The organism is Pseudomonas sp. Irchel 3E20, assembly GCF_900187645.1.
In the GTDB taxonomy this organism is placed as follows: Bacteria; Pseudomonadota; Gammaproteobacteria; order Pseudomonadales; family Pseudomonadaceae; genus Aquipseudomonas.
The window spans coordinates 24,877-36,436 of sequence record NZ_FYEE01000020.1 but is presented as its reverse complement, the minus strand read 5'-3'; the positions used below and the strand labels follow the sequence as shown (position 1 = coordinate 36,436).

At 62.5% G+C, this 11,560-nt stretch carries 8 protein-coding genes; 4 read left to right on the top strand and 4 right to left on the bottom strand.

The annotated features are described in order from the left end of the window. Nucleotides 1-436 precede the first annotated feature (436 nt). Complete coding sequence (locus CKW13_RS23320; RefSeq protein ID WP_095111123.1) at nt 437-2,641, top strand: TonB-dependent siderophore receptor; 2,205 nt, start codon at nt 437-439, stop codon at nt 2,639-2,641. 30 nt (nt 2,642-2,671) lie between these two features. Here CKW13_RS23320 and CKW13_RS23315 read toward each other — a convergent pair whose 3' ends face one another. From CKW13_RS23315 to CKW13_RS23300, 4 genes are all read right to left on the bottom strand, one after another. After that, entirely contained in the window at nt 2,672-3,361 is a 690-nt protein-coding gene (locus CKW13_RS23315) for a hypothetical protein (protein ID WP_095111122.1), read from the bottom strand. A gap of 229 nt (nt 3,362-3,590) precedes the next feature. Then, the gene (locus CKW13_RS23310) at nt 3,591-5,210 is read right to left on the bottom strand and encodes an ankyrin repeat domain-containing protein (protein ID WP_095111121.1); all 1,620 of its coding nucleotides are present in this window, start codon (nt 5,208-5,210) and stop codon (nt 3,591-3,593) included. Nucleotides 5,211-5,288: 78 nt separating this feature from the next. Next, the gene (locus CKW13_RS23305) at nt 5,289-5,618 is read right to left on the bottom strand and encodes a hypothetical protein (protein WP_095111120.1); all 330 of its coding nucleotides are present in this window, start codon (nt 5,616-5,618) and stop codon (nt 5,289-5,291) included. Nucleotides 5,619-5,780: 162 nt separating this feature from the next. Continuing rightward, on the bottom strand, nt 5,781-6,251 hold the full coding sequence (locus CKW13_RS23300) for an Lrp/AsnC family transcriptional regulator (RefSeq protein WP_095111119.1): 471 nt from the start codon (nt 6,249-6,251) through the stop codon (nt 5,781-5,783). Nucleotides 6,252-6,375: 124 nt separating this feature from the next. Here CKW13_RS23300 and CKW13_RS23295 point away from each other — a divergent pair, with 124 nt between their 5' ends. From CKW13_RS23295 to CKW13_RS23285, 3 genes are all read left to right on the top strand, one after another. After that, nucleotides 6,376-7,575: a methionine gamma-lyase gene (locus tag CKW13_RS23295; RefSeq protein WP_095111118.1), complete on the top strand. Its 1,200-nt coding sequence runs from the start codon at nt 6,376-6,378 to the stop codon at nt 7,573-7,575. A 17-nt stretch (nt 7,576-7,592) separates the two neighbouring features. Continuing rightward, on the top strand, nt 7,593-10,271 hold the full coding sequence (gene mdeB / locus CKW13_RS23290) for an alpha-ketoglutarate dehydrogenase (protein WP_176465176.1): 2,679 nt from the start codon (nt 7,593-7,595) through the stop codon (nt 10,269-10,271). Nucleotides 10,272-10,335: 64 nt separating this feature from the next. Then, nucleotides 10,336-11,472 carry a branched-chain amino acid ABC transporter substrate-binding protein gene (locus CKW13_RS23285; RefSeq protein WP_095111116.1) on the top strand — a complete coding sequence of 379 codons (1,137 nt, stop codon included), beginning with the start codon at nt 10,336-10,338 and terminating at the stop codon, nt 11,470-11,472. The last annotated feature ends 88 nt before the right edge of the window (nt 11,473-11,560 follow it).

Here is an 11,560-nt window from a genome sequence, read left to right as displayed (position 1 = left end):
CTTTCAAAGTTTCGCTGGGAAATCTTTAACAACTTCAACCACTTGCGCTGACGATCGCTCGTTAGCGGGAGGCGAATTCTACAGCGTTACTCGCTGCTGTCAACACCTCTTTTTCAACTCCTTTCGGGCTTCGATGACCTGAAGCTCCGCGCTGTCGAAACCTGCATAACTCTTTGTTTACCAAGGAGTTTTCCGTTTCGACTGCGCCGGAAGTGGGGCGAATTATAGACAGATATAAATCGCCGTCAACCGTTAATTCAGGTTTTCTATCGAGCCCACCTGAAATCGTCAAAACCGCCCTTCCTTCTATATATAAGCCGCCCGCCAGCTCGGCGTTAACGAACCCCAGCCACCCAACGTCCTCCTATATGATGGCCGGCTACCAAGAGCGAGCCGCCGCGTCGCGCTTGCCAATGAGCCGCATCAAGGAGCTTTCATGGATAGGTTGTACCGGGCACCCTGGGTGGGCGTGCCCGCCCCGCGTTTCGCCCTTAAGTTGCTGAGCCTCAGCCTGCTTGCCAGCCCCGCCCTGGGCGCGAGTACCGAGTTGCCTGCCACCCGCGTCGAAGGCGAAGCCGATTCCGGCTACCAGGTGCGCCAGGCCTCGGTCGGCGGTTTTGATGAAGCGCCGCTGCTGGACACGCCTTTTTCCATTACGGTCATCAACGACGCCCTGATAAAGGACCAGCAAGCCCGCCTGCTCAGTGAGGTACTGAAGAACGACGCCTCCGTAGGCCAAGCCTATGCGCCAATCGGCTACTACGAGAATTTCGTGGTGCGCGGTTTTTCCCTGAATGCCGCCAGCAGTTACAAGATCAACGGCCGCACGGTTACTGGCGAACAGAACGTCGCCCTGGAAAATAAGCAGCAAGTCGAATTGCTCAAGGGCCTGTCGGCCCTGCAAAGCGGCGTGGCCGAGCCCGGCGGCCTGGTGAACTACGTGACCAAGCGCCCCGAAGCGGTGCGCTCGGTGACGGTCTCTACCGATGATCGCGGCAGCGGTTACGTGGCAGCGGATGTCGGCGGTTGGTTCGGCAATGAGCAGCAAGTGGGCCTGCGCGCCAACATCGCCCATGAGGACATCAACAGCTACGTCGAGCACGCCGATGGGCAGCGGGACTTCCTGTCCCTGGCCTTCGACTGGAACATCAGCCCCAACGCCTTGCTGCAATTGGATGCCGAGTACCAGAGCCGCTCCCAGCGCTCAGTGCCCGGCTACCAGTTGCTGGGCAACACCGAGCTGCCGCACCACGCCTCGCCCAAGAAGCTGCTGGCTCACCAGAGCGGTGCCAAGCAAGTGGATATCGATTCGCTGAACCTCAACGGCAAGTTCGAGTACCGCTTCAGCGACCTGTGGAAGGGCAGCGTCAGCGCCTCCCGCAGCCGCGTGGTGATTGATGACTACAGCTCCTTCGCCTGGGGTTGCTATGGCTCCGCCAGTTGCGAAGGCGTCCCGGTGCCCAATTACTTCAGCCCGGAAGGCAACTACGACATCTATGATTTCCGCAGTCCCGATGACACCCGCCGCACCGACGAAGCCCAGGCAGCCCTGAGTGGCAGCTTCGACACCGCCGGCCTAGGCCATGAACTGACGGTCGGTACCAGCGCATTTCGCCGCACCGTGGACAAGCGTGAGCCGATCAACGTCGCGAGGAACATAACGCCAGACGGAGAAACACTCGGCACCGGCAACATCCACCAAGACCCCGAACAATTCCCCGCCTACAGCGGCGCCCTCAACGATCGCCAACGCCGCCTCGACAGCCGCCAATACGGGTTGTTTGTCACCGACCGCATCAGCCTCAACGAGCAGTGGCAAACCGTACTGGGCGCGCGGGAAGTACGTCTGGACGAGGAAGCCTTCGAGGTGAGCGGCGACTCCGCACGCCACACCCAGCGCTACGAGTTCCTGCCCCAGGCAGCGCTGATCTACAAGCCCATCGCCAACCTGTCGCTCTACACCAGTTACAGCAAGGGCTTGTCTTTGGGGGGCGAGGCGCCGTGGTTCGCCAGCAATGCGTTTGAAACCCTCGCCCCGACCGTCTCGCGCCAGCTCGAAGCCGGGGTCAAGTACGACTGGCAGCGGATCAGCTTCGCCGCTGCGCTGTTCCAGACCCGCCAGGCCTACCAGTATTCGCGGCCCGATGACGGCGGCGGCTTCACTTACGTCCAGCAAGGCCAGCAGAAAAACACCGGGCTGGAAGTGTCGGCCAACGGCTTTGTCACCTCGCGCCTGCAGCTCTCGGCCAGCGCCGCGGCGATCCGCGCCCGGGTAAACGATACCGGCACGCCAGCGTATGAAGGGCATCAGGCACTGAACGTGCCGACATGGCGGGCCAATCTGTATGCCGACTACGCCCTGCCCTGGGTCGAAGGCCTGGCCGTGCTTGGGGGCGTGCAGTACAGCGCCAGTAAAAACGCCAACCACGAAGGCCAGGTCCAGGCCAGCAGCTACGCGGTGTTCAACCTGGGCAGCCGCTACAGCACGCGGATCGATGGCTATGACACGGTATTTCGCCTGAGCGTCGATAACTTGTTCGACAAGCGTTACTGGCGCGACGTTGGCGATTACCTGGGCGATGGCTACCTGTTCCAAGGTGCGCCGCTGACCGCACGCCTGAGCGCATCGATCAACTTCTAACACCCAGCGGTAGCGTCGCGGGGTGCGGCGCTACCAGCTCCCCGACGCCCCGCCTCCGCCCTTGGCGCCCTTGCCTGCGTCCTGCTCCGTGGCCGGTTCCACCGCGCCGCCGCCCAGGCAGAACACCACCAGGGCCACCAGATAGGTCAGCCCCAACACCACCCACCAAGACAACGATTCGCTGAAGGAACCCGACAGCAACGCCAAAAACAGCAGTACTGCGCCGACGATCAACACACGCTGGAAGAAGCCCATCGGGCTTTTCTGCCAAGTGGCACGCATCAGGCTGAACAGCACATTGACCAGCCCGGCCAGCGCCAGCAACGCCACCGGCAGAACCAAACCGTAGACAAAGGTCATCGCGCCCAGCAGCAGGCTGAGCACGGTCAGCAAGCCGACGTAGGTAAAGAAGCCGATCACGCAATACAGCACCACGCGCTGCGGGGCCAGGGACGCGAAGATCGCGCCGCCAATGGCCATGCTCACCGGGATCGCCAATAGCAAGGCCAACCAGTTCGCCGCGCTGGCCACGGTGCTGACCAGGATCAACACTACCAGGCCCAACCCGGCGAGGGTGCGCAGCCAACCCCAGCGGCCCCAGGCGAGCATCACCCCGGCCACCGCGCCGAGGAAAAAGGCCAGCAACATGGCATAGAGCGCGGCCGGCAGGTTCGCGCTGGCGGACGCCACCGACGGCTCGGCCGCCAGCGCCAGCGGCATCCCTCCCTGCGCCAGCAACAGCCCGAATATTGCCCCCCACCGACGCTGCAACCCCATACCGCCCATTGCCCTTTACCCAGTCCGCTCTTCCTGAAGCCCTGAACTGTAGCATCGTCCGGCCATCAGACGACGCCACAATTACCCTGCGGGGCGGCAAAACAGCGTTACCGAAACGCAAAACGCCCCGCAAGCGTTAGCGTGCGGGGCGTCATAGGGTTAACGCACAGGGTCAGCTTTTGGGGCTCAGGCTGTCCACCAACATGGCGCTTGGCGCGTCACCGGCCTCAATCATCAGTTGCTTGAGGCTTTTGTCGAAGCCTGCAAACGGCGTCTCGAAGCTGAACTTGGATTTGCTCAGCCACTGGCCTACAAAACGCACTCGCTCCTCATCCCACGACAACTGCTTCTGGCTGTTGGGCCGCGGATCGCGCAGGAACACCAGTTGCATCGGCGTCACGCCCGCCAGGTCGGCCTTGTCCAGGTCAGCACCGGCCTGGATCAGCGCATTGGCCGTCGTCTTGTCTTTCTGCACGATGCAGTAGTGCAACGCCGTTTGCCCGGCATAGTTCACCGCGTTCACATCCTGGCTACCAATCAGCGCTTGTACCACCGCTGGGCGCTCCTTGAGGAAACGGGTGGTCTTGCACACCTGGTGCAGCGGTGTATTGCCGTACAGGTTGGCGGTTTTCGCGTTGGCCAAGGCCATCAGTTGGCTGAAGTGCTCGTCGGAGCAGTTACGGTAAGACTGCTTGATGCACATCATCAGCCGTGTATTGCCGGCCAGGCTGACTTTCAATGGGTCGGCCCCCAAGCCCACCAGCATGTCATAGGCGTTTTCCGCTACTTGCTGGATCGGGAAATCTTCATCCGCGACCAAGCGCTCGTTCACGTCCACCTTGGATTCGGTGAGCAGGTACTTGAGCGACTCCACATCGGCCTTGAAACCGCCGTAGCTGTCGCGGCCGATCAGCGCACTGTGGATCTTGTAATTGGCCGGTGGGATATCGTTCATCCGTGCATTCACATGCACGTCCAGGTTCTCGAAGCTGATCGATTGCCCCAGGTCTTCGCCGTCCTTGTAGCTTTCGCGGCGTTCGACGATTTTCTCCGGCCAGTTGCCAAAGGCGAAGTAGCGCGTGGTGTCGCCGTCGCGCTTGCCGTCCTTGTAGAGGCTGGTTTGGCGCAGGCGATAGGTGCCATCGGTCAGCAGCACGTACTCTTCGGAGACGCCATCGAGCTGGCCATTCTTATAGAGGTGGCGTTGCTCGACCTGGCCGGTCGGGTAGTAGGTTTCCTGCACACCATCGAGTTTGCCGCTGCCGTCCTTCGCGTAGCTGGCCAGCGCAGCGGGCACTTGCTTGCCGTCAACGATGCGCCAGGCCGAACGAGCCAGGTCGTGGCCGTGGTTTTCCTTAGCGGGGGTGTGGATTTCGACTTCCAGCGCGGTTTGCAGGCCAGTGGCACAGTCGTACTGGCTTTGGCTTTTTTCCTTGCCGTCGATGACGATTTTCTGCTGCGGCTTTTTATCCGGGCCGGGGCAGTAGACCACCGTGGTGCCGGTCAACTCGCCCTCGTCCAGCTGTGCCTCGATCGCCACCGAACCGTCGGCGTTGTGGGTGACCCAGTCGCCCTGGACCTTGCCGCTCTTCACCTTGAACTCGGAAATCAGCGTATCGCCTTCTTTCCAGGTGATGGTGCCGGAGATCGGCTCTTTGGTTTTCTTGTCGACGTAGGTGGCCGTGGGCTGGCCCTTGGAGCCAGAGGAGGTGGTCACTTCGTCCCAGTCGTAGCTTGAGCCACAACCGGCCAACAACAGCGCAACGCCAGACACTGCCAATAGTTTCTTCACACAACATCCTTTTTAAGAGGGGGGTAATGCACGCACGAAAACAGGGCCGCCGCGCCGGCCGCCCGATAGGAAAGCCCTTTATTGGATACGGGTCAGGGTCATGCTGACCACTTCGCCGCCATCAAGGACCACCAGGCGATTGCCGTTATCTTCGATGCGCGCATTCATCACGCTTTCGCCATCCTTACCACGGGCGATCACGGTGTCGCCGTCGCGCTGCCACTCATCGATTTCGTACTTGTCGCCCATCAGGGTGATGAAGTCTTCGTCTAGCACCGCGGTGCCGACATTGCTCTTGAAGCCCATGACGCTGGCCTGTACGGCAAATTTCCCCTCGATGGCATCGCTGCCGCAGCCGGCCAGGGCAGCGAACAGGGTGGCCAGTGCCAGCGTTTTCACGATTCTCATTGCATCAGTCCTTGTAGCGTCGCGTTGTTTGTATGGGATACAGACAATGGCATTTCGGCATCAGTTCCGTTCGTCGGAAAATTTTTGACGTCAAAACTGCGACTTCACGCAAGGCATAAAAAAACGCCACAAGGGTGGCGTTGCGGCAAACCCCGGCGAGCGTCAGTCGGGCACCGGGATCGTGCGCTGGGCCTTGACGGTCTTGAACGAAAAGCTCGAGTAAATCTCCTTCACCGCCGGCAGGGTTTGCAGCACTTCGCGGGCGAACTCGCCGAACGATTCCAGGTCCTTGGCCACCACTTCCAGGAGGAAATCGAAGCGCCCGGAGATGTTGTGGCAAGCGACGATTTCCGGAATTTCCAACAGCCGCTGCTCAAAACTGCGGGCCGCGTCCTTGGTGTGGGAATCCATCATGATGCTGACAAACGCCGTTACCCCGTAGCCCAGGGCTTTGGGCGAGAGGATGGCCTGGTAGCCGGTAATCACACCGTTTTCTTCAAGGTTCTTGACCCGCCGCCAACTGGGCGACGTGCTCAATGACACCTGATCGGCTAACTCGGCCATGGTCAATCGGGCATTGTCTTGCAAGGCCATAAGCAAGGCCTTGTCGGTGCGATCCAGAACCATTGGAATTTTTTGCCTCTATTTCGTTTTTATTATGAATTCCATGCCAATAACTTCGCTTTTTGACAGCAATTTTGGAATAGAAATGTTGAATTTTGAGAATAGCATGTAGGAAAAATCCGGAGCGTTCCGTATGGACAACAAAAATAACAACCTCGGCTTTTCTACGCGTGCCATTCACCACGGCTACAACCCGCTCGATCATCAGGGCGCCCTGGTGCCGCCGATCTATCTCACCTCCACCTTCGCCTTCCCCACTGCCGAGTACGGCGCGGCGTGCTTCGCCGGGCAGGAAGCGGGGCATTTCTATACGCGTATTTCCAACCCCACCCTGAGCCTGCTCGAAGCGCGCATGGCCGCCCTGGAAAACGGCGAAGCGGCGGTGGCGTTCAGCTCCGGCATGGGCGCCATTGCCGCGACGTTCTGGACCTTGCTGCGCCCCGGCGATGAGATTCTGGTCAATCGCACCCTGTACGGTTGCACCTTCGCCTTGCTACACCACGGTATTGGCGAGTTCGGGGTCAAGGTGCGCCATGTCGACATGAGCGACCTGGCCCAACTGCGCGACGCCATCAGCCCGGCCACGCGCCTGGTGTACTTCGAGTCGCCGGCCAACCCCAACATGCAACTGGTGGACATCCAGGCCGTGGCCGCCCTCGCCCACCAGCACCCGGGCATCACGGTGGTAGTAGACAACACCTACTGCTCGCCCTACCTGCAACGGCCGCTGGAGCTGGGCGCCGACGTGGTGGTGCATTCGGCCACCAAATACCTCAGCGGCCACGGCGATATCACTGCCGGCATCGCCGTCGCCAGCCAAGCCCTGGCCGAGCGCATTCGCCTGCAAGGCCTCAAGGACCTGACCGGCGCGGTGATGTCGCCCCAGGACGCCTTTTTGCTGATGCGCGGCCTCAAGACCCTGGCCCTGCGCATGGAGCGCCATTGCAGCAATGCCCTGGCCATCGCCCAATACCTGCAAGCGCACCCGGCGGTAGATTGGGTGGCCTACCCCGGCCTGCCCTCCTTCGCCCAATACGACCTGGCGCAACGGCAGATGAAGCGCTCCGGCGGGATGATTGCCTTTGAACTCAAGGGCGGCATCGACACTGGCCGGCGCTTCATGAACGCGCTGCAACTGTTCAGCCGCGCCGTCAGCCTGGGGGACGCCGAATCCCTGGCCCAACACCCGGCCAGCATGACCCACTCCACCTACACCCCCGAGGAGCGCGCGCACCACGGCATCTCTGAAGGCCTGGTGCGGCTGTCGGCCGGCCTGGAAGACATCGACGACCTGCTGGCCGATATCCGCCAGGCCTTGGCGGCGTGTGCCTGATGGCACAGGAGAACCCGATGCAAACCGCCAACAGCCACCCCGCCGAACCCAACGACCCGGACCCGCAGGAAACCCGCGAATGGCTGGACGCCCTGGAATCGACCCTGCACGCCAGCGGCAGCGAACGCGCCCGTTACCTGCTGGGGCGCCTGGAGGCGTTTGCCCGCGAGCACGGCATCAGCCGCGACGCCCAGCCCTATTCCGCCTACCGCAACACCCTGGGGCTGGAGCAGCAAGGCAGCTACCCCGGCGACCTCGCGATGGACGAGCACATCACCAGCCTGATGCGCTGGAATGCCCTGGCCATGGTCATGCGCGCCAACCACGCCTACGGCGAACTGGGCGGCCATATCGCCAGCTACGCTTCGGCGGCGGAGATCTTCGAAGTCGGCTTCCAGCATTTTTTCCGTGGCGACGGTGCTGAGGGCGAACGCAACGCCGACCTGGTGTTCTTCCAACCCCACTCGGCCCCCGGCGTATACGCCCGGGCGTTCCTGGAGGGGCGCCTGAGCGAAGAACAACTGGCCAACTACCGCCAGGAAATCAACGGCCCCGGCCTGTGTTCCTACCCGCACCCCTGGCTGATGCCCGACTTCTGGCAGTTCCCTACCGGCTCCATGGGCATTGGCCCGTTGAGCGCGGTGTACCAGGCGCGGTTCATGCGCTACTTGCAGCACCGGGGCCTGGCCAGCACCGAGGGCCGCCATGTGTGGGGCGTGTTTGGCGATGGCGAAATGGACGAGCCCGAATCCATCGCCGGCCTGTCATTAGCCGCCCGCGAGCAACTGGACAACCTGACCTTTATCGTCAACTGCAACCTGCAACGCCTCGACGGCCCGGTACGGGGCAACGGCCAGATCATCCAAGAACTCGAAGGGCTGTTCGCCGGCGCCGGGTGGAATGTCATCAAGGTGCTCTGGGGCTCGGAATGGGACGCCCTGTTCGCCCGCGACACCGACCACGTATTGCTGCGCCACCTCGCCGCCACCCCGGACGGCCAGTTCCAGACCCTGGGTGCCAACGACGGGGCCTATAACCTGGAGCACTTTTTCAAGAAAGACCCCCAAGTCAAACGCCTCGTCGAGCACATGAGCGCCGAGCAGATCAACGCCCTCAAGCGTGGCGGCCATGACTTTCGCAAGCTCTACGCCGCGTTCGCCGCCGCCAAGGCGTGCAAGGGCCGGCCCACGGTGATCCTGGCCAAGACCAAAAAAGGCTATGGCATGAGCGCCGCCGGCGAATCGCGCATGACCGCGCACCAGGCAAAGAAACTCGACGTCGAGGCCCTGCTGGCATTCCGCGACCGCTTCCACCTGCCCCTGAGTGACGACGACGTCACCCAACTGCGCTTCTATCGCCCCGCCGACGACAGCCCCGTCATGCACTACCTGCGCCAGCGCCGCGCAGCCCTCGGCGGGCCGCTGCCGGCGCGCAAGCAGCAGGCAGCGAGCATCCCGGTGCCGGCGCTGGAGCAGGTGGGCGCGTTCGCCCTGCACGCTGGCGGCAAGGAAATGTCCACCACCATGGCCGCTGTGCGCCTGCTCGGTGCCTGGCTCAAGGCCCCGGAGTTGGGCCCGCGGGTGGTGCCCATCGTCGCCGACGAAGCCCGCACCTTCGGCATGGCCAGCCTGTTCCGGCAAATCGGGATCTACTCGCCCCACGGCCAGTTGTATGAGCCCGAGGACTCCAGCTCAATCCTCTCCTACCGCGAATCGAAAACCGGGCAACTGCTCGAAGAAGGCATCACCGAGGCCGGAGCCATCAGCTCGTGGGTCGCGGCCGCCACGGCCTATTCGGTGCATGGCCAGCCAATGCTGCCGATCTACATCTACTACTCGATGTTCGGCTTTCAGCGGGTGGGCGACCTGATTTGGGCCGCCGCCGACCAACGCTCGCGGGGCATCCTCCTGGGCGCCACCGCGGGCCGCACCACCCTGGGCGGCGAAGGCTTGCAGCACCAGGACGGCTCCAGCCTGGTGATGGCCTCGATGGTGCCCAACTGCCGTGCCTGGGACCCATGCTTCGCCGGGGAACTGGCGGTGATCCTCGACCACGCCGCGCGGCGCGTGCTGGAGCAGCAATGCGACGAGTTCCACTATGTCGCGGTGATGAACGAAAACTACCCCCAGCCGTCCCTCGACCCGGCGCTGCACGGCGACGTCTTGCGTGGCCTCTATGCCTATGCCCGCAACGGTGAGGGCGAGGCGCGGGTGCGCCTGCTCGGCTCGGGCACCATCCTGCGCGAAGTGCTCGCCGCCGGTGAACTGCTGGCCCAGGATTGGGGCGTGGCCAACCAGGTGTTCAGCGCCACCAGTTTCAGCGAACTGGCCCGCGATGCCCGCCAAGTGCAGCGTGACCAACGCCTGGGCGGTGCCCGCAGCCATGACGCCAGCCAGCTCGATACCTTGCTCTGCGGCAATGCACCAATCGTCGCCGCCACCGACTATGTACGGGCCTGGCCACAATTGATCGGCGAGTACCTGCACGCGCCCTACACCACCCTGGGCACCGATGGCTTTGGGCGCAGCGACAACCGCCACAACCTGCGGCGCTTTTTCGAGGTGGATCGCTACAGCATCGTCCTGGCCAGCCTGCGCAGCCTCGCCGACAATGGCGACCTCGCGCCCCAGGAACTGGCCCGGGCCGTGGCACGCTATGCGCCCGATGCCGACGCCCAAGCGCCGTGGGAGCGTTGAACCGCCCCCGCACCTTTTTTACCGCTACACCCCATCAACCCTTAAGACAACTGAGTGGAGCAGCATGAACAATCTCAATAAGAAAGCCACCCGACTCCTGACCGCCATGGTCCTGGCCGGCATGGCCTGCCATTCGTTCGCCGCCGATACCATCAAGATCGCCATCGCCGGGGCCAAGACTGGCCCCGTGGCGCAGTACGGCGACATGCAGTTCAGCGGCGCGCGCATGGCCGTGCAGCAGATCAACGCCCGTGGCGGGGTCAACGGCAAACAGCTGGAAGCCGTGGAATACGACGACGCCTGCGACCCGAAACAAGCGGTGGCGGTGGCCAACAAAGTGGTCAACGACGGCATCAAGTTCGTGGTTGGCCACCTGTGCTCCAGCTCCACCCAACCCGCCTCGGACATCTACGAAGACGAAGGCATCGTAATGATTACCCCGGCCGCCACCAGCCCGGAACTCACCGCGCGCGGCTACCAGATGATCTTCCGCACCATCGGCCTGGACAGCGCCCAGGGCCCGGCCGCCGGGCACTACATCGCCGACCAGGTCAAGCCCAAAGTGGTGGCGGTGCTGCACGACAAGCAACAGTACGGCGAAGGCATCGCCACCGCGGTCCAGAAGGTACTCAAGGAAAAAGGCTACACAGTGGCGATGTTCGAGGGCGTGAACACCGGGGAGAAGGACTACTCGTCCATGATTACCAAGCTCAAGCAGGCCAATGTCGATTTCGTGTACTTCGGCGGCTATCACCCGGAAATGGGCATGATCCTGCGCCAGTCCAAGGAAAAAGGCCTGAATGCACGCTTCATGGGCCCCGAGGGCGTGGGCAACGACTCGATCTCGCTGATCGCCAAGGACGCCTCCGAAGGCATGCTGGTGACCTTGCCTAAATCCTATGACCAGGAACCGGCCAACAAGGCGTTGGTAGAAGCCTTCAACGCCAAGCAGGAAAACCCCACCGGGCCGTTCGTGCTGCCGACCTATTCAGCGGTGGAAGTGATCGCCGGCGCCATCACCCAGGCCAACAGCGAAGACCCGGTCAAAGTGGCCGAAGCCATCCACAGCGGCACCTTCAAGACCCCCACCGGGGACCTGAGCTTTGACGAAAAGGGCGACTTGAAAGACTTCAAATTCGTGGTCTACGAGTGGCACTACGGCAAACCCAAAACCGTGGCCCCTGAGAGCGCTGCGCTGTAAGGCCCTGCCTAACTAGCAAACCCGTGGGAGCGGGCCTGCCCGCGATGAGGCCAGGTCAGCCAACATTCAAGCTGGCTGACCTGGCCTC